This is a genomic window from Microthrixaceae bacterium (assembly GCA_023957975.1).
GTDB lineage: Bacteria > Actinomycetota > Acidimicrobiia > Acidimicrobiales > Microtrichaceae > JAMLGM01.
In genome coordinates, this window is sequence record JAMLGM010000001.1 from 203131 (window position 1) to 221817 (window position 18687).

Below are 18687 nucleotides of genomic sequence, written 5' to 3' on the forward strand. Positions count from 1 at the left end.
TGCCGACCCCTAGACGCGACGATGCCCCGCCAAGGCGGGGCATCGTCAGCAGGTGAGTAGCGGGCGGTTAGTCGTTGTTCGAGCCCGCCGCGATCGAGACGACAACTCGGCGTACGGGGTCCTCGCCCTCGGAATGGGTTGTCAGATCATCGGCCTGTTCACCCACGCGGTCGTGAACCAGCTTTCGTTCTCCGGACATCACCACGTCGAGCACGTGTGGCTGACCAGACTCGCGGACCTTGACGATCACGTCGTCAACGAAGCGTTCCAGGTTCGTGCGACGCTGAGCGCGATAGCCGCCCACGTCGACTTTGAACCGCGGTGTCGGGCCACCAGAGGCGACATGCTGAAGGCGGGTGCGAGTGAGTTCCTCGATCGCCGAGATGACGCCGCCACGCGGCCCGATGAGACGGCCGAGTCCGGATCCGTTGATTTCGGCAGAAAGGTCGCCGGCATCATCGACGGACATCGTGATCGTTCCCTCGACCCCGAACGTCTGAAGAATGCCCTCGAGGAAGGTTGTCGCCTCGGCCACCGCGACGTTGCTGTCGAGTCGTTCCGCCGCTTCGCGTTCCGGCACGGACTCCTGCTGGACGGTCTTCGACGGCTTCGGCGCCGCCGACCGTCGAGGCGCGTCGTCACCGTTCGTATCCGTGGGAGCCGCAGCGTCTCCCGAAGCCTTTTCCTTGTCCTTGCCCTTACGGCGACGACGATCGTCTCGCGACGGTGGTGTCTTCGGCTTCACCCGGGCACGGACTCGCGCCTGCCCTTTGGTTCGTCCGAACAACCCCGGCTTGGGCTCCTCCAGCACATCAAACTCGGCATCGTTCTGATCGACCCCGAGTTGATCGAGGAGCAGATCCTTCGCCTCGTCAACCGTTCGAGCGGTTGTCTCCACCCATTCCATCGTGTTCATCCCTTCTTGTTCTTCGAGGAGCCGGACTGCGAGCGTGAAGGCCCGCCCGAACGCGGAGCGCCCGACTTTCTTCCGGCTGGCGCACTACCACCGCTCGCTGCCTTTTTCTGGAGCGCTTGCGCCTTTGCTGACTTTGGTATGTCGCTCTTCGGCTTGTCGGCCTTCGCCGACTTCTTTGCTGTTGCCGTCGTGTCGACGGTGGCGTTCTTCGACGAATCCTTTTCGCTCTCGAGGCGAGCGTGGTGCGGTTCATACACTTGCTTGGTGATGTACGACTGGAGTCCGATGCGGCACAGGCCCTGGACGAAGTAGTACAGCGACAGGCCGGCCGGGAGACCCAGTGAGAAGATCGGGAGGAAGAACGGCATGATCTTCATCATCATCTGCTGCTGCGGATTGACGTCGCCGCTCTTGTTGCGACCCTGAATCTGTCGATTCTGGATCACTTGAATGACGAACATCAGAATGATCAGCACGATGAAGGGGAGGGACTTGAGGATGCCCAGGCTCAACGACTGTATGGGGCTGATCGCAAGATCCACCCCGAAGAAGTTCATGTCGGTCCGCGAGTGGAATGTCTGGTACAGCTTTGCGCTGCTGTCGAGGTGATCCGGACGGAACACCTGATCGGTGAGCCTCCACGGAACGAAACTGGTGTCGGTCGCAAGTTGCCCGGCGGCGCGCCCGATCGCACTCACCGTTCCGCCATCGCGTACGCCCACGCCGCGCAACGTGCCATACAACAAGATGAACACCGGGGCCTGGATCAACATCGGGACGCAGCCAGAGAGCGGGTTGATGTTGTTCTCCTTGTAGAACGCCATCATCTCGGTGTTGAGTTTTTCTTTGTCGTCTTTGTACTTCGCCTGCAGCCGGCGCAGCTCCGGTTGGTGACGCTGCATCTCCAACATCGAACGCGTGCTCTTGAGCGTGAGTGGAGCGGTCACCACCATCACCACGATGGTCAGGACGATGATCGCGCCGCCGTAACTGTTGGTAAAGCTGTAGAGGAGGTTGAGGAATTCGGCGAGGATGCCGTAGAACCCATCGAACGCACCAGCTGCGACTATGGCTGAGAACATCTAACTACCTCTCGGAGGTGGGACTGGATCGAATCCGTGACCGCCCCACGGATTGCAACGCAGAACACGACGTAGTGCGAGATATGTACCGCGGAGCGGACCGTGCGCTGTGATGGCCTCGATGGCGTAGGCAGAACAGCTCGGAACGAACCGACAAGGTGAAGGCCTGCCCGCCATAAGGTGTTGATAGGCCGTGATAGTGCTGACCAACGGCCACGAAGCAAGAGCTCGCAGTCGTTGTCGACCGCGAGACATCACCGGCTCCCGACGAGCTGGGAGACATGGGCACGGAGGTCATCGAAAGTTAAAGAAAGTGCCTTAGGTGACACGATAATCAGGTAACGGCCTGGGTTCACCCTCATTTCCGTATCCAACTGCTGCACGATCGAACGCAATTGTCTACGGATCCGATTCCGACGAACGGCATGACCTACGTGGGTTCCGATCGCGTAGGCGAACCTTGCTCCCGGCAATTCGTCATCGAGAACTACCCGAACACCGAGTGGACCGCTGCGTCGATACTGGCCGCGTTGTCGTAGGAGGGCGAACTCCCAGCGGTACCGGACCGAGTCGATCAAGCGCTGAGCTTGTGACGGCCCTTGAGACGACGCGACCGCAGGACCTTGCGGCCCGCTCGATCCGACATTCGGGCGCGGAATCCGTGCTTCTTCGAACGACGACGGTTGTTGGGTTGGAAGGTGCGCTTCACTGTGATCTCCTGCAGGGGTTCGCGGTCGGTGGGGAACGGACAATCGTCGACCGCTTCAGCCACGCGCGTCGAGGCATGGCAATGCCCGAGACACGGGCAACCTAGCTTACGGCGGCCATCGCGTCCGCGCCAAAACGGTTCGTTGGTCGCCTTCGTCTCGACCACACCGCATGGACGGTGCGTCATCGGCATTTCTCCACAGCTGTGGAGACTGCTGTGGATGGCGAATAGTGTGGATTCACCATGACCGTCGTAAACCCCGCCGAGATCCTGTGGACAGCGGCCAAACGCTCTCTGGCCGATCAGGTCAAGGAGAGCGTCTGGCTGACGTGTTTCGCCGACACGAACGGCCTGTATCTCGATGAGAACTGTCTGACGATTTCGGTGCCGAACTCCTTTGTTCGTGACCGGATCGACCAGCGCTACCGCGATCTCGTGCTCGGCGCGCTTGAAGACGCCGGACAACCCGGATTGAGTCTCGAGATTCGGATCGCCGATCCCGACCCCATCGAGCAGAACCTGACGTTCGACGACGACCTCGAACGGCTCGCCAGCGACGCCATCGGCACCCCTTCGGACCCGTTGTCCCCGCCGCTATCCCCGGCTTCGTCCACAGTTTCTTCCTCATCCGGTATCGGACCGACGGGGGTGGCCAACGGAACCTCGCCGTCACCGCTGCCGACCCCTGACGGTCCAGAGGTCGGCAGCGGAGACCGACCGTCGAACCTCAACACGAAATACACCTTCGAATCCTTCGTGACGGGGCCCTCGAACCGCTTCGCTCAGGCCGCCGCATTATCGGTTGCGGAGACCCCGGCGCGTTCGTACAACCCGCTGTTCGTCTACGGTGCGGCCGGGCTCGGCAAGACCCACCTCCTGCAGGCGATCGCCCACTACGTCAATCAGAACTACCCGGCCTATCGGGTGCGGTACATCTCCACCGAAACGCTGCTGAACGAGTTCATCGACGCCATCCGCCACAACAAGCAGGCGGAATTCAAACGTCGATATCGCGAGATCGACGTGCTCCTCGTCGACGACGTGCAGTTCATGGAAGGCAAGGACCAACTCCAGGAGGAGTTCTTTCACACCTTCAACACCCTGCACCAGGCGAACCGTCAGATCGTGCTGAGTTCGGATCGCCCACCCGATGCCGTGGCGACCCTTGAGGACCGACTGCGAAGTCGCTTCAAATGGGGCCTCGTCACCGACATCCAGCCGCCGGACTTCGAAACGAGGCTTGCGATCCTTCGCAAGAAGGCCGAGCAGGGCAACGTGGCGATTCCGTCGTCGGTGCTCGAGTTCATCGTCGAACACGTGACGAACAACATTCGCGAACTCGAAGGCGCGTTGAACCGCGTGACCGCCTACGCGGCGCTGCACCAGACCGATCTCACGATCGAGGATGCTCAGCGGGTGCTCGGCGACATCGTGAAATCGAACCAGCGCCAGATCACTCCGGATCTCATCATGGAGACGGCCGCTGCTCGTTTCGGTTTCACCGTCGAGGAGCTTCGAGCCCAGGATCGTCGACGTCCGCTGGTGATGGCCCGACAGATTGCGATGTATCTGTTCCGCGAACTGACCGAACTCAGCTATCCCGAGATCGCCAAGCAGTTCGGCGGACGCGATCACACGACCATCATCTACGGCTTCGACAAGATCAAGGCCCTGATGAAAGAACGCCACTCCGTCTACGACGATGTGACCTCGCTGATCAACGAGATCAAGGGTGGCTAGTGTTCCGAGTCCCAACGTCACCGTCGGTCGCGTCTCGTGTGGTTTCACGAGACCGGTGGATGAAGCTGGGGCCTGAGGGTGGACGAGCATGGGAGGAACCCATGGTCCTCCCCAACACTTCGTGAAATTACACGCTTGTCTGGGGACGGACGCGAACTTCCTCTGGACGACGAACTCCCGAAATTTCGGGCCGCGGACTAGGTTTTCCACAATCCACAGGCCCTACTACTACTAGTGCCTAGTGATACACATCGATGGGTAGAAAGAAGCAGACACTGTGAAATTCCGCTGCGAACGTGACGTCCTCCTCGACGGACTTGCCACAGCCGGTCGTGCGGTTTCGAGTCGAGGCGCGTCCCTACCGGTTCTGTCGGGCCTGCTGTTGACCCTTGAGGGCAACAACCTGCGCCTGACGGGAAGTGACCTCGATCTGACGATCTCGGTCGACCTGATGGTCTCGGGTGAGGTCGACGGCACCATCGTCATGCCGGCGAAGCTGGCGGTGGACATCGTCAAGGCGCTGCCGCCAGGGGCCGTCACCATCGATACCGAGGGTGAGGAAGCGAAGATCAGCAGTGGTCGCTCCGACTTCGCTCTGAATCTGATTCCTGCCGAGGAATTCCCGCACTTCACAACCCCGGCGGGTGAAGTGGTGACGATTGATGCAGCCGCGTTCACCGACGGGATCCGTCAAGTGGCGGCCGCCGCGTCGACCGACGATTCCCGTCCGATCCTGACCGGCGTGTTGATGGCGGCCGAAGGATCCGGCCTACGACTGGTGTCGACGGATTCCTATCGGCTCGCGGTGCGTGACCTCCCCGGCTCGGCGGTGCTCGAGGAGGGCCAGAGTGTGCTGGTTCCCTCGCGAGCCTTGCAGGAGGTCGTGCGGGTACTCGGTGGAGCCAGCGAGTTGACGCTCGAACTCGGCGAGCGAGAGGCCAGCTTCTCGGTCGAAGGCACCCGCCTGACCACCCGACTCATCGACGGTGAGTTCCCGAAGTATCGGAGCCTGATTCCCCAGAGCCAGCCGAACCGGTTGACAATCGGTCGTCAGGAACTCATCGAAGCGGTGCGTCGCGTGAAGCTGATGGCCCGCGAGGCGACACCGGTTCGATTGACGATGCGCGACGGGTCGGCCGAACTCGCGGCCATCACCCAGGACGTCGGTCAGGCGCACGAGTCGCTCGATGCAAGTTTCTCCGGGACAGAACTCACGGTGGCATTCAACCCCGATTATCTGTTGTCCGGGTTGGAGGTGACCGGAGGCGACGAGGTTTCGCTGGAAACGGTCGATTCGATGAAGGCGGCGCTGTTGCGGTCGAACGAAAGTACCGATTTCCTGTACCTGCTCATGCCGGTGCGGGTCTCGTAGTTCGGTGATCTCGGTCGACCGATTGCACCTGCGGGACTTTCGGTCATACGAGGAACTCGATCTCGAGTTCGCTCCGGGCCTGACGGTCGTCGTCGGCGAGAACGGCAACGGCAAGACCAACCTCGTCGAGGCGATCGGGTTTCTCGCCCGCCTTCGGTCGTTTCGCGGAGCGCCGAATGAGGCCCTGGTGCGCCGCGGTGCCTCCGAGGCCATCATTCGTGGCGACATCACCTGTGGCGAACGCCCGGTTCAGATCGAGGCGGCGCTGCCCCTCAGCGGGAGGATGCGGGTTCAGGTCAATAAGCAGCGACTCGTTCGACGTGTCGATATGGCTGAGTATCTGACGGTCACGGTGTTTTCTCCCGACGATCTAGAAATCGTCAAGGGCGGCCCTGGTCTGCGCCGGGATTTCCTCGATGATCTCCTGTCGGATCTGCACCCGAAAAACGAGGTTGCCACGAGCGACTTCGCGAAGGCGTTGCGGCAACGCAACGCCTTACTCAAGCAGATGGCTGGACGTCGCGATGAAGCGAGTGAACTGACCCTCGACGTGTGGGATCTGCGCCTCTGCGAACTTGGCGAGCGCGTCGCGGTGTTGCGTTCCAAGACCCTGGCGCAACTCGAACCGATGGTCGTTGAGGCGTACTCGGAGTTGTCCGCACGACGTGGTCACGCACATTCGGTGCAATTGCGCTACGGGTCGACGTGGTTCGAGGGTGGTCTCAGCGGTGCGCTCGCTGAGGCCCGAACCGCTGATATTCGCCGTGGCGTGTCGACGGTCGGCCCGCATCGAGACGACGTCGAGCTGTACATCGACGCCATGCCAGCGCGAACCCATGCGTCGCAAGGGGAACAGCGCTCGCTGGTGTTGGCGTTGCGGCTAGCGGCCCATCGGCTGGTGACCGTCGCTCGTGGACAGGCGCCGGTGCTGTTGTTGGACGACGTGTTCTCGGAACTCGACACGCATCGTTCAGCGGCGCTGCTCGCCACGTTGCCGCAAGGTCAGAAGATCCTGACCTCGGTCGGTGACGTTCCGCCGCAGGCCACGGTTGAGTCGCAGCTGACCATCGTCGATTCCACCGTTAGGGTTTCGCGATGACCAGTGGAGGTAGACCTGTCAGTTCGGTGTCGTCGAGCATCGATGCCTTGCGGCGTCAGTTCGGCTTGGGTCGGCTGTCGACCTACGAGACGATCACCCGTCAGTGGCCGGAACTCGTCGGCGAAGGTCCGGCAGGCGAGTCGGTCGTGGTGGAACTGCGCAACGGCATTCTTCGCGTTGAGGCCTACGACCCGGCGGTGGCCGAGGTCATCACGTGGTCGCGACAGGCGCTCGTTCAAGCGATACGGCAGGCGTGTCCAACGGAGCACGTAACCGATGTATCGGTACGCGTGAGGCCACGTCCGAAGCCCTGAGCTAGGGGGGTCTTGCGGCCAGGGCCAAGCCCTGGAAATGGTACAATTACGTCGTGCACATTGAACCCGCGGATCCTCGTGCTGAGAAGAAGGATCGGCGTCCCGGCATCGGCAGGCGCTTCGGGCGGGTTCCGCGATCGAGAACGGTCGGAAAGGGCGCTGCGTGACCCAGGAAAACGGCTCCTACGGGGCTGATCAGATCCAGATCCTCGAAGGATTGGAAGCCGTCCGGAAACGTCCGGGCATGTACATCGGTTCGACGGGTCCGGCTGGCCTGCACCACATGGTGTATGAGGTCGTCGACAACTCCGTCGACGAGGCGATGGCGGGCTTTTGCCGGCGAATCGATGTGCGGTTGTTGCCGGGGGGCGACGGCGAAGGCGACGGCTGCGAAGTGATCGACGACGGGCGCGGCATCCCGGTCGAAACCATGCCGGGACAGGACCTGTCGGCCGCGGAAGTCGTGTTGACCGTGCTCCACGCCGGCGGAAAGTTCGGTGGAGGCGGCTACAAGGTCTCCGGTGGCCTGCACGGGGTTGGCGTTTCGGTGGTGAACGCGTTGAGCTCGCGCGTCGAGGTGGAGATCGTCCGAGACGGTGGGCGGCATGTGATGTCGTTTGCCGACGGCGGTGTCCCTGTCGAGCCGTTGCATCGAGTCGGTGACGCGCCCGATGAGCGAACCGGCACCACCGTACGTTTCTGGCCCGACGGCACCATTTTTGACGAAACGACATTTCGCGCCACCACGCTTCTTGAGCGATTTCAGATGATGGCGTTTCTGAACGCCGGCCTGGAGATCACCTTCCGCGACGATCGCTCACCAAGCCCGGACGCGGACACGACGGTGTATCGCTATGACGGTGGAATTCGCGACTTCGTCCGCCACGTGAACGCGTCGAAGGAAGCCTTGTTCTCCGACGTCGGCTACTACGCGGTCGCCGAGGAGACGATGGAGGTCGAAATCGCGTTCCAGTGGAACACGGGCTACAACACCGACGGCATCCACAGCTTCGCGAACGGCATCACGACGATCGAAGGCGGCATGCACGAAGAGGGCTTCAAGAAGGCGCTCACCAACTGCGTGAATCGCTACGCAAAGGACAAGGGTCTCCTCAAAGACAAGGACCCCAATCTCCAAGGTGAGGACATCCGCGAGGGGATGACGGCGATCATTTCGGTGAAACTCCAGGACCCGCAGTTCGAGGGTCAGACGAAGGGCAAGCTCGGCAACGTGCCGATGCGATCACTCGTCGAGCGGGCAACGAACGAGAAGCTTGCGGAATGGCTTGAGGAACACCCTTCGGAGGGCAAGCGAATCGTGCAGAAGGCTCTCCAGGCCTCGCGTGCGCGTGAAGCGGCCCGCAACGCCCGCGAAGCGACGCGGCGTAAGTCGGCGCTCGACGGGGCGGGGCTGCCCGGCAAGTTGGCCGACTGCTCGTCGAATGAGCCCCGGGAGTGCGAGCTGTACATCGTCGAGGGCAACTCGGCTGGTGGTTCCGCCAAGGACGCCCGCAACCCGGCGACGATGGCGATTCTGCCGATCCGCGGCAAGATCCTCAACGTCGAACGGGCACGCATCGACAAGATGCTCAAGAACCAGGAAGTGCAGTCGCTGGTTCAGGCGATCGGGGCAGGCATCGGTGAGGAATTCGATGTCGACAAGGCCCGCTACCACAAGGTCGTCATGTTGTGTGACGCGGACGTCGACGGCAGTCACATCCGGACACTGTTGTTGACGTTCCTGTTTCGACAGATGCGTCCACTGGTCGAAGCCGGGTATGTCTACATCGCACAGCCGCCGCTGTATTCAACCAAGGTCGGTCGCGACACCATCTATCTCAAAGACGACGCAGCCAAGGCGGCGTTCCTCGAGGACCGGCCCAACCACAAGGAAGAGTTCGCTCGCCTCAAGGGTCTTGGAGAGATGGATGCCGATGAGCTCTGGGCGACCACCATGGACCCGGCTCGGCGAACGCTGTTGCAGGTGAGTCTCGAACAGGCCGTGATCGCAGACGAGGTGTGCTCGATCCTGATGGGTGAAGACGTCGAATCGCGCAAGCACTTCATCCAGACCAACGCCCATGACGTGCGCTTTCTCGACATCTGACGGACTGAATCGACATGCCTGACAACGACAACGAGAACCCCACCCAGCAAGCCGAACAGCCCAACGAGCCGATCGACAGCCTCGTGACACACGGCTCGATCGAACCGATCGAAATCCAAACCGAGATGGAGCAGTCGTTTCTCGACTACGCCATGTCGGTCATCGTCAGCCGAGCGCTGCCGGACGTTCGCGATGGGCTCAAGCCGGTGCACCGAAGAATTTTCTGGGCGATGCACGAGGGAGGGCTTCGTCCCGACCGACCCCATAAGAAATGCGCCACCGTCGTCGGTGACGTGCTTGGCAAGTATCACCCTCACGGAGATCAGTCGGTGTACCACGCGCTGGTTCGCATGGGTCAGGATTTCTCTGTTCGGCACGTGCTCATCGACAAGCACGGCAACTTCGGTTCGCCCTCCGATGAGCCCGCGGCGTATCGCTACACCGAGTGTCGGCTGTCGAACCTGGCCATGGACCTGCTGGCCAACATCGACGAAGACACCGTCGACATGGTGGCGAACTTCGACGGCTCCACCGAGGAGCCGACGGTCTTGCCGAGCCGGTTCCCGAACCTGCTGGTCACCGGATCACAAGGCATCGCGGTCGGCATGGCGACGAACATTCCGCCTCACAATCTCGGCGAAGTGATCGACGCGTCGTTGCACCTTCTCGAGAACCCTGAAGCGACTTCCGACGACCTGATGCAGTTCGTGAAGGGGCCGGATTTCCCTACCGGCGGGCTCATCATGGGTCGTGCCGGCATCCTCGACGCCTATCGCACAGGCCGTGGGTCGGTGAAGATCCGAGCGAAGGCCGAAATCGTTGAAGGTCCGCGCGGCGAGCAGATCGTCGTGAGTGAGATTCCGTACCAGACCTCGGTTGAACAGATCGAGACCAAGATCGCGGAACTGGTGAACAGTCGCGAGATCGAAGGCATCCGAGCGATCCGTAACGGATCAGCGAAGGGCAAGATCGAACTCGTCATCGAACTGAAGAAGGACGCACCGGCGCTCGTCATCCTCAACAACCTCTACAAGCACACGCCGATGCAGTCGAGCTTTGCGGTGAACATGGTGGCGCTTGTCGATGGCGTCCCACGCACGCTTTCGCTGCGCGACGTGTTGCACCACTACCTGCAACATCAGCGCGAGGTCATCCGGCGACGGTCGGAGTACCGCCTCGACCGTGCGGCGCGTCGGGCTCACATCGTCGAGGGACTCCTGAAGGCCCTCGACATGATCGATGAGATCATTGCGGCGATCCGGGCATCGGAGGATAAGGCGGCGGCGCGCGATGCGCTGCGAAACGCACCGTTCGAGTTCTCCGAACAGCAGGCCGAGTACATCTTGGACATGCAACTCAGCCAGCTCACCCGGTTGGGTCGCACCCGCCTAGAGGAAGAGCTGGCCCAACTGCGCGAGACGATCGCGGAGTTGGAGGAGATCCTGGCCAACGATTCAAAGCTGCGGTCGGTGATTTCGACGGAGATGAGCGAGATTCGCGACAAGTTCGCCGATGACCGCCGTAGTCCGATCACCTTCGATCCGGGCGATCTCGACATCGAAGATCTCATCGAGGACGAAGAGATCGTGGTGATGATGACCGCCGCGGGCTACATCAAGACCGTTTCCGCGGACGCGTTCCGGACCCAGGGTCGCGGCGGCCGCGGGGTGGCGGGAACGAAGCTGAAGGACAACGACTACGTCACCGACATCATTCACACCAGCGTCCATGCGTACTTGTTGTTCTTTTCGAACCGCGGCCGTGTGTATCGGTTGAAGTCGTATCAGATCCCGATGATGGAGCGCACTGCCCGAGGCACAGCGATCGTCAACCTGTTGCAACTCCAGCCGGACGAGAAGATCCAAACGATCATCGACACCCGCGACTACGAAACCAACCGGTACTTGTTCTTTGTGACCCGGCGCGGCGTCGGCAAGAAAACCCTGTTCAACGCCTACGACAACAACCGCCAGGCGGGGTTGATTGCCATCAACCTTCGTGACGACGATGAACTGGTTCGGGTTCTGCCCGTCAACGAGGGCGACGAGGTGATGTGCGTGTCACAACTCGGGCGCGGTATTCGTTTCGGGGAGGGCGACGTCAGATCGATGGGTCGTGACGCCACCGGTGTTCGGGTGATGAGACTGAAAGACTCCGACGAGGTGGTCTCGGCCGATGTGGTTCGCCCCGATCACCATCTGTTGACGATCACCGATGCCGGATTCGGCAAGCGAACCCTGCCCGATGCGTTCACCAAACAGGGACGTGGCGGCCAGGGTATCCGGGCGATGAAGATCAACGAGAACAAGGGAACGCTCGTTGCTGGATTGATGGTGGCCGACGGCGACCAACTGTTCCTGATTGCCGACTCGGGTGTCACCATCCGGGTTCCGGTGGATGGCATCTCCGAACAAGGTCGCGACGCGACCGGTGTTCGGGTAATGAACCTCGACGACAAGACCCATGTCGTGGCGGTAGCTCGCGTCCTCGCATCCGACGCCGACGGCGATGAGGGGATCGACGATGACGACGAGCCAACGAACGACGACGGCGGCCAGGCCGAAGCGGAGTGAACGGGGTTCGGCGACGCTGACCATGCTCGCCGGACTCCTCATGATCGGCGTTGCCGGCGCCGCGGTGGTGATGTTGGCGTTCGATGGGCTCGAGCGTGGCCGGGCCCAAGCGGTCGCGGACTTGGTTGCCCTGGCGGCGGCCTCCGAACCGGGAGTCGGCTCCTCGTTGGCGCAACGCAATGGTGCGATTCTGGATTCCATCGAGCTTCGTGGAGACGTCACCGTGGTGGTCGTGCGTCTCGGTGACTCGCGTGCGATTGCGGCTGCCCGACTTGAGCGAGCCGGGTGAGCACACCTTGTTTCAATGCGAGTGAACACGTACCGGGCAGTGCACAACGGTAGGATCCTCGGCGTGAATCCTCCCACGCCGGGTCAGTCAGACTCGAACGCGCGCCATCAAGCGACGCCGTCCGCTCCGATGACGAAACGACACGATCTCCCGGCGCCCGACGTCGCAGCGCGCACCGGTGCCGTACCGACTGGACCGCAGGCGTCAACCGCGCAGGGCTCAACCGCGCAGGGCGCGCCACAGCAGCGGAGTGCACAGCAGCGCCCAACTCGGGTCGGTGCACCCCAACCATCGACCGCTCAGCAGCCGGCCGTAGCGCCAACTGCCCGCCCGAGCGCAGTACCTCGTGCTCAGCAGCGCTCGGAGGCTTCATCGGGAGGCGCGATCGAGACAGTGCCACAGGCGACGGTATCTCGACGCGCCATGACGGGTAGGAAGCGTCGTTTCGAGGCCCGGCGAGTCCATCGAATCATCCGCCATATCGACCCCTGGTCGGTGTTGAAGCTTTCCCTGGTGTTCTTCCTGTGTATCTGGGTGATATTCATGGTGGCGATCGTCATCGTGTGGTCGATCGCCCAGAGCTCAGGAACGATCGGCAAGATCGAAGACCTGCTCGCGGAACTCGATATCACCAACAGCGGGTTCGACGGCACGTTCATTTTCCGTCAGTACGGGCTGTTCGGGTTGGTCATGGTGTTTGCGTCGACGATCGCCACGACGGTCGGAAGCATCGTGTTCAACCTGGTGTCCGATCTCATCGGCGGAATCTGGATCACGGTGATCGAAGAGGAAACCAGTCGTCCAGCGGCGGATTAGCGCCGCCTTGGGGCGTCTTGTAGAATCTTTCACCGCTTGGGGCTATAGCTCAGTCGGTTAGAGCGCACCCCTGATAAGGGTGAGGTCGCTGGTTCGATTCCAGCTAGCCCCACAGGCACCGCAAGCCAGGCGTTCAGTCGTCACGGCGCCCCAGCCCCGCGGCAGGTGCGTTCGAAACGGTCGTACGCATCGGAACCAGGCGAGGAGCAGTCGTTGCAAGCAATCCGCCGAGCCACTGTTGCGATGGTGTTGGGCGGGATCGCGGCTGCGATCATTCGCTTGCGCGGGGCGAATTCATCGCCTTCCGGCGGTGGTGGTTGGCGGCCGCTTACCGGTGACGACTTCCGATGAGGATTGGCGTCCTCGGCCTCGGCGTCGTGGGCCAACGGTTGATCGAATTGCTCGACGACGACTCGGTGTCGACACCGGTGGTGGTGACGGGCAGGGTTCACAAGGACCGAGAAGCCCTGCGGCGGATTCATCGGGATCATGTAGAGCTGGTTGAGTTTCGCATCGAGGCCGACGCCACGTTCGACGTCGACGTCGTGGTTTTGGCCTCGCCCGATGAACACCACGCCACCGCTGCGAGCGCAGCACTTGCCGGCGGGGCCCACGTGGTGTCGTTGGCCGACTCTGCGGCGACCGTGACGGAGCTGCTATCGCTCAATGAATTCGCCCGAGAGGTTGGAAGGTCGGTGGTCGTCGGCGCCGCGGCTTCTCCGGGCGTGTCGACGCTGCTGGCAATTCATGCAGGGACGCTCTTCTCACGCATTGATCAGGTGGATATCGCCGTGACCGGCACGGCGGGTCCCACGTGCATCGATCGTCGTGCTCGGGCCAATCGCACCGAAACCCAAGAGTGGCGCGACGCGATGTGGGTCGACTGCGGAGCTCGTTCAGCCCCGGAGTTGGTTTTCTTCCCCGATCCGGTCGGCAGCATCGAATGTGCCCGCGGCGACCTGAGTGAGTCGCTGGTACTTCGCAGGGTCATGCCGAACGTCGACCTGTTGTCGATCAAGGTTGCGAAAGAGCCGGTGAGTCCGGTTCAACGCGCTGGACGTCGCTCCCGCAGACCCGAGCGCGAGATCGAACCCGGCGCTCAGCGGATCATGGTCTCCGGTGAGATCGATGGGGTTCCGGAGACGGTGGTCTACGGGCTCGTCGCGTCGACCCGCGACATCTCGGCGGACCTCGCTCAGCTTTGTGCGTGGGCGGCATTGAGTGAACAACGAAGCGGAGCGATGACCGTCGGCGAACTGGTCGATGCACCCTCGACCTTGCGGATGCTGGCCGATCGCGGGTCGCAGATGTTGGTCTACGAAGACCTCGACTGAGGGCCTTGACCAAGGGTCGCGGTCGCATCCGTGTCCGGAGAAAAGTCCTCGAAGATGCTTCAGGTGAGCGGCGTTGGGGCCGATAGAACCGCATCATCATCGTGACGTGGATTCCGTCCTCCGCTGGGGAGTCGGGTTCGGTCTGAATATTTTTCGAAGAAATCTCTCAAGTTCTCTTCGGCGCGCTCCGATACCTCCTTCAGCTTGTTTGCGAAGGGGAGACTCACATGATGTTGAAGGCGACACAATCCGAGACGGTTACCCGACTCATCGAGGACAACCTCGAGTTGGTTCACCACATCGTCTTCCAAGTCGCCATCCACTTCCCTCGCCACGTCGACCGTGACGAGTTGGCGCGGGCGGGAGCCCTCGGACTCGTCGAAGCCGCCCGACGCTACGACGACGACAAGGGTGTGCCGTTCCAGCGATTCGCCGCCCAACGCATCCGCGGTGCGATCATCGACGCGGTTCGCGCCGCCGACTGGGCTCCCCGGTCGGTGCGCAGCTTGTCTCGGAAGCTGGAGGCGACCGAACAACGCCTCGCGAGCCACCTCGGTCGGCTTCCCAACAGCGGCGAATTGGCCGAGGAACTCGGCATGAGCCGCGACGAGTTGCATCGTTTGCGGGATCGACTGTTCCGTTCCGTCGTGCTGGCCTTCGATCACCTGTCGACCGACAACGCGGACGAGGAACTGACCCTGGTGGATGTAATCGAGGACCGCCATTCGGTTGAGCCGTGTGGCGAGCTGGAGCGTCGCGAACTGCACGCGTATCTGCGCGACGCGGTGGCCTTGTTGCCGGAACGGCAGCGGCTGGTCATCGTCGGGTATTTCCTGGAGGAGCGCACGAGCCAGGAGCTCGCTCGGTTCCTCGGTGTCACCGAATCGCGGGTCAGCCAGATGCGCACCGAGGCCCTCGAAGAACTCAAGCGGGGTATCGAGGCGCAGTACAACCGTGATACCGACGAGATCGACTTGGCGAACCCTCGAGGTCGTCAATCGAAGCGTCGGGCGCAGTTCGCTGAAGCCATCGGGTCGCGCCAGGACTTCAAGTCACGTGTCGGCGTCGCCGGTGCGTTCGACGACGAATCGGTACTTGCCGAGTTGCTTGCTGTCTGAAATCAGCGGTTGTTGAGGGCGTCGATGACTGCGTCGTGGATGACGCCGTTGGTGGCAACGAAGCTGGGATAGCTCGGATCGTCCGAGCCATCGGTGGTGCTGAAACGACCGCCCGCTTCGGCGATGATCACGGTGCACGGAGCGATGTCCCAGAAGTTGATGACGGGATCGACCATGGCCTCCACCCGACCGGTCGCCACCAGCGCGTATCCGTAGCCATCGCCCCAGGTGCGCATTTCCATCCCGCTCGAACGCACACCTTCGAGCATCGATGGTTCCCAGTAGTCGAACCCGGTGGTGGTGAGCAGCGATGCGTTCGGGTCGGCGGTGGTATTGACCCGACACGGTTCACCGTTGAAGAACGCCCCGAGCCCGACAGCGGCCGACACCATCTCCGCGATGGCGGGAACGTTGATAACTCCGACCCTGGGCCCGGTGGCATCTTCGAGATACAGCAGGTTGGTGTAGGTCGCCACACCCCGGGTGAATGCCTTGGTGCCATCGATCGGATCGACCACCCAGCGTCGCCCACTGGTTCCGACCTTGTCGGCGAACTCCTCGCCATGGATCGAGTCGTCGGGGAAGCGGTCTTCGATGAGACGCCGAACCAGTTCCTCGGCGCCGCGGTCGGCTTCGGTGACCGGCGATCCGTCGGATTTGTCGTCGATCGTCAGGCTGGATGAGCGGAAGTGTTTCAACGTGAACTCGCCCGCTTGGCGCATTACGGATTCGGCGAAGTTCAAATCGGTCTGGAGGTCGAAGGCCATGTCGCCAGTTTCGTCGCGAGCGACCCGTTGGGTGAAGTTCGACCCGGGCCTTTTCGCCTGTTTTGGACCCGGACGCTCATCGCGGCCGAGCCGGCACCGATAGGTCCACGTACCGTTCGGGAGATGAAGCGAGGCGGCGTGGCGAAATGTGATGACAGCCCAACAAGTTGGAGCCTGATCAGAACCACCTGTTGGCGTTGTGGGGTCTTCGAGGTGCCCTTGCGGCAGGTGGTGCTGCGTATCGATGAGCGAGACGCGTCCGGTCTCTGCGTCGTGCGATGCCCGTCGTGTTCGGCTCGGATCACCCAACATGCCTGTGACGCGATGATGACGGCGTTGGTCGCGGTTGGGATTGAGATCTCCCTTGCGGTCGGTGATGTCGGCGAACCCGACCCTGGAGTTCCGTTGACCGAAACGGAGGTCAACGAGTTTGCGGATCGGTTGAAGATCGCCGATGACGTGCTCGGCCTCGTCGGACGAAATGATCCACCAACAACATCGGTTCACTAATCCCGACTTGTTTGGTCGGAATTAGGCGCTATCATGGCTTCATGACCTCACGCCGATTCTCGTTCCCGGAGACCGTCGATGACTACGCGGCTCGTACCGTCGCCACCGGGGTGGCGTTGAGTGGTGTCGTGCTGTTGATCACGCGTTGGTATTGGATCGCACCGGTATTGGCCTTCGGCTTCGTCGCCCGAGTGATCGCCGGCCCGACGTTCAGCCCACTCGCCCAATTCGCCACAAAGGTTGCGGTGCCTGCGCTGGGGGGAGCAAAGCGTCCGATGCCCGGAAAGCCGAAGCGTTTCGCCCAGGCGATCGGCGCAACGTTCACGATCGCCGCGACGATCGCTCACTTCGCCTTTGGAGCGTCGGCGGTGGCCTTGCTGTTGATGGGCATGCTGGTCGTGGCCGCGTCGCTCGAGGCGGGCCTCGGGTTTTGCCTGGGGTGTTGGATGTTCGGTCGCCTCATGAAGTTAGGCGTGATCCCCGACGATGCCTGCGTGGAGTGCAACGACTTGTCCATGCGAGTGCCGTACTGAGCGCGTCGAGCACAGCGCGCCGGTAGCGTTGGGGCCGTGAAGGTCGCCGCCATACAACACGACATCTGCTGGCACGACCCTGAACCGACTCATGCGATCGTCGACCCGATGATCGACGAGGCTGTCGAAGGTGGCGCATCGTTGGTCGTGTTGAGCGAAATGTGGGCGACCGGGTTCTCCATGGACCCCTTTGCCGTGTGTCAGGCGATGGACGGTCCGAGCGTCGCGTTCATGATCGACCGCGCGGCACGACATGGCATCTGGGTGAGTGGATCGCTCGCAATCCACGATGACGGACTGGCCTACAACCGCTTCATCGCGGCCGGACCGAACGGGGAGTTGGTGACCTACGACAAGCGGCACCCGTTCAGTTACGCCGGCGAACACAAGGCGTACAGCGCTGGTGCTGACCTCGTCAGCTTCGAGGTGGATGGGCTGCGGGTGACGCCGTTCGTCTGCTACGACCTGCGCTTCGGCGACGATTTCTGGCGCCTGGGCCCAGATACCGATCTTTTCATCGTCGTGGCGAATTGGCCGAAGCGTCGGCGCGAGCATTGGCGGACGCTGTTGCGGGCCCGAGCGATCGAGAATCAATGTTTCGTGGTCGCGGCCAACCGCATCGGTCATGCGGACGATCTTGATTACTCGGGTGATTCGACGATCATCGACCCGTTCGGGAAGGTGCTCGCCGAGGCCGTCGACAATCCTTCGGTGCTCCTCGCAGACGTGACCGCCGACGAGGTGGCGCGGATTCGCTCGCAGTACCCGTTTCTGGCAGATCGTCGATGAAGTTCACCAAGATCCTGAGCGGGGTGGCTCAACGCACCAAGGTCACTCGTTCCAAAAGGACAAAAGGAACGGTCGGGTCGACAGCACCAAGATCGAAGGCGGGCGCTGAGAAGTCGTCCCCGAACCCGACGCCGCGGCGAGGTCAAGTTCAGATCAGTTATGAGCCGGCCTTCGACGGAGATGCGGATCCGGGCGAAATCGTCTGGGCATGGATTCCCTACGAGGACGACCCAGCCCAAGGTAAGGACCGGCCGTGCCTGGTGATCGGGCGCATCGACGACCGGCTCGCTGCGGTCGCGTTGACATCGAAGGAGTCGGGTCGGCCGGGGGATCGGCTGGCGGTTGGCACGGGGCCCTGGGACCACGAGCGTCGGCCGAGTTGGGCCAAAATCGATCGAGTTATCGCTCTCCGACCGGATCATGTACGTCGTGAGGGCGCGATCTTTCCCGCAGAGCGTTTTGACAGTGTGGTTGCGGCCACGGCGGGGCGTCGGGCAGAAATCCAGTACGCGTAGGCGCAGTGCGTCGCTGTTCGGACTCGCGTAGGGGGCGGACGAGAGATTGCAAAGCACGTTCTTGATTTCTCGGTATGCTGCTCGAACGCGATTCGGGGGTGAGA

19 protein-coding genes and 1 tRNA gene are annotated in these 18687 nt (G+C 62.1%); 15 read left to right on the forward strand and 5 right to left on the reverse strand.

Annotated elements, in window-relative coordinates; translation table 11 throughout:
- Nucleotides 1-67 precede the first annotated feature (67 nt).
- The 4 genes from M9952_00990 to rpmH all read right to left on the reverse strand — a co-directional run bounded on the left by M9952_00990 (nucleotide 68) and on the right by rpmH (nucleotide 2707).
- Nucleotides 68-916 carry a Jag N-terminal domain-containing protein gene (locus M9952_00990; GenBank protein ID MCO5311507.1) on the reverse strand — a complete coding sequence of 283 codons (849 nt, stop codon included), beginning with the start codon at nucleotides 914-916 and terminating at the stop codon, nucleotides 68-70.
- Nucleotides 913-1998 carry a YidC/Oxa1 family membrane protein insertase gene (locus M9952_00995; protein MCO5311508.1) on the reverse strand — a complete coding sequence of 362 codons (1086 nt, stop codon included), beginning with the start codon at nucleotides 1996-1998 and terminating at the stop codon, nucleotides 913-915. Before M9952_00995 ends, M9952_00990 begins: the two co-directional genes overlap by 4 nt.
- Nucleotides 1999-2175, reverse strand: a complete 177-nt coding sequence (gene yidD / locus M9952_01000; GenBank protein MCO5311509.1) for a membrane protein insertion efficiency factor YidD — start codon at nucleotides 2173-2175, stop codon at nucleotides 1999-2001.
- Nucleotides 2176-2572: 397 nt separating this feature from the next.
- Entirely contained in the window at nucleotides 2573-2707 is a 135-nt protein-coding gene (rpmH, locus tag M9952_01005; GenBank protein MCO5311510.1) for a 50S ribosomal protein L34, read from the reverse strand.
- 243 nt (nucleotides 2708-2950) lie between these two features.
- Here rpmH and dnaA point away from each other — a divergent pair, with 243 nt between their 5' ends.
- The 11 genes from dnaA to M9952_01060 all read left to right on the forward strand — a co-directional run bounded on the left by dnaA (nucleotide 2951) and on the right by M9952_01060 (nucleotide 15469).
- Nucleotides 2951-4447 (forward strand): chromosomal replication initiator protein DnaA, encoded by a 1497-nt coding sequence (gene dnaA, locus M9952_01010; protein MCO5311511.1) that lies wholly within the window; start codon nucleotides 2951-2953, stop codon nucleotides 4445-4447.
- A 277-nt stretch (nucleotides 4448-4724) separates the two neighbouring features.
- Nucleotides 4725-5819 (forward strand): DNA polymerase III subunit beta, encoded by a 1095-nt coding sequence (gene dnaN, locus M9952_01015; protein MCO5311512.1) that lies wholly within the window; start codon nucleotides 4725-4727, stop codon nucleotides 5817-5819.
- Nucleotides 5820-5823: 4 nt separating this feature from the next.
- Nucleotides 5824-6918 (forward strand): DNA replication/repair protein RecF, encoded by a 1095-nt coding sequence (locus M9952_01020; protein MCO5311513.1) that lies wholly within the window; start codon nucleotides 5824-5826, stop codon nucleotides 6916-6918.
- Entirely contained in the window at nucleotides 6915-7232 is a 318-nt protein-coding gene (locus tag M9952_01025) for a DUF721 domain-containing protein (GenBank protein MCO5311514.1), read from the forward strand. Before M9952_01020 ends, M9952_01025 begins: the two co-directional genes overlap by 4 nt.
- A gap of 163 nt (nucleotides 7233-7395) precedes the next feature.
- Complete coding sequence (gene gyrB / locus M9952_01030) at nucleotides 7396-9339, forward strand: DNA topoisomerase (ATP-hydrolyzing) subunit B (protein MCO5311515.1); 1944 nt, start codon at nucleotides 7396-7398, stop codon at nucleotides 9337-9339.
- 14 nt (nucleotides 9340-9353) lie between these two features.
- Nucleotides 9354-11912 (forward strand): DNA gyrase subunit A, encoded by a 2559-nt coding sequence (gyrA, locus tag M9952_01035; protein ID MCO5311516.1) that lies wholly within the window; start codon nucleotides 9354-9356, stop codon nucleotides 11910-11912.
- Nucleotides 11863-12201, forward strand: a complete 339-nt coding sequence (locus M9952_01040; protein MCO5311517.1) for a hypothetical protein — start codon at nucleotides 11863-11865, stop codon at nucleotides 12199-12201. The genes gyrA and M9952_01040 overlap by 50 nt, the downstream gene beginning before the upstream one ends.
- A 423-nt stretch (nucleotides 12202-12624) precedes the next feature.
- The gene (locus M9952_01045) at nucleotides 12625-13017 is read left to right on the forward strand and encodes a DUF3566 domain-containing protein (GenBank protein ID MCO5311518.1); all 393 of its coding nucleotides are present in this window, start codon (nucleotides 12625-12627) and stop codon (nucleotides 13015-13017) included.
- A gap of 38 nt (nucleotides 13018-13055) precedes the next feature.
- Nucleotides 13056-13129: transfer RNA gene (locus M9952_01050), tRNA-Ile, on the forward strand.
- Nucleotides 13130-13364: 235 nt separating this feature from the next.
- Nucleotides 13365-14351 (forward strand): hypothetical protein, encoded by a 987-nt coding sequence (locus M9952_01055; protein ID MCO5311519.1) that lies wholly within the window; start codon nucleotides 13365-13367, stop codon nucleotides 14349-14351.
- 227 nt (nucleotides 14352-14578) lie between these two features.
- Nucleotides 14579-15469 carry a FliA/WhiG family RNA polymerase sigma factor gene (locus tag M9952_01060; GenBank protein ID MCO5311520.1) on the forward strand — a complete coding sequence of 297 codons (891 nt, stop codon included), beginning with the start codon at nucleotides 14579-14581 and terminating at the stop codon, nucleotides 15467-15469.
- Nucleotides 15470-15471: 2 nt separating this feature from the next.
- On the opposite strand, the gene M9952_01065 is transcribed toward M9952_01060, so the two are convergent.
- A complete protein-coding gene (locus M9952_01065; protein MCO5311521.1) occupies nucleotides 15472-16236 on the reverse strand; it encodes a hypothetical protein in 765 nt (254 codons plus the stop codon).
- A 213-nt stretch (nucleotides 16237-16449) separates the two neighbouring features.
- On the opposite strand from M9952_01065, the gene M9952_01070 reads away from it, so the two are divergent.
- The 4 genes from M9952_01070 to M9952_01085 are packed head-to-tail and all read left to right on the forward strand — an operon-like array spanning nucleotide 16450 to nucleotide 18583.
- The gene (locus M9952_01070) at nucleotides 16450-16746 is read left to right on the forward strand and encodes a hypothetical protein (GenBank protein MCO5311522.1); all 297 of its coding nucleotides are present in this window, start codon (nucleotides 16450-16452) and stop codon (nucleotides 16744-16746) included.
- Nucleotides 16747-16787: 41 nt separating this feature from the next.
- The gene (locus M9952_01075; protein ID MCO5311523.1) at nucleotides 16788-17279 is read left to right on the forward strand and encodes a DUF4395 domain-containing protein; all 492 of its coding nucleotides are present in this window, start codon (nucleotides 16788-16790) and stop codon (nucleotides 17277-17279) included.
- Nucleotides 17280-17315: 36 nt separating this feature from the next.
- Nucleotides 17316-18068, forward strand: a complete 753-nt coding sequence (locus M9952_01080) for a carbon-nitrogen family hydrolase (protein MCO5311524.1) — start codon at nucleotides 17316-17318, stop codon at nucleotides 18066-18068.
- The gene (locus M9952_01085; GenBank protein ID MCO5311525.1) at nucleotides 18065-18583 is read left to right on the forward strand and encodes a type II toxin-antitoxin system PemK/MazF family toxin; all 519 of its coding nucleotides are present in this window, start codon (nucleotides 18065-18067) and stop codon (nucleotides 18581-18583) included. Before M9952_01080 ends, M9952_01085 begins: the two co-directional genes overlap by 4 nt.
- Nucleotides 18584-18687 lie beyond the last annotated feature (104 nt).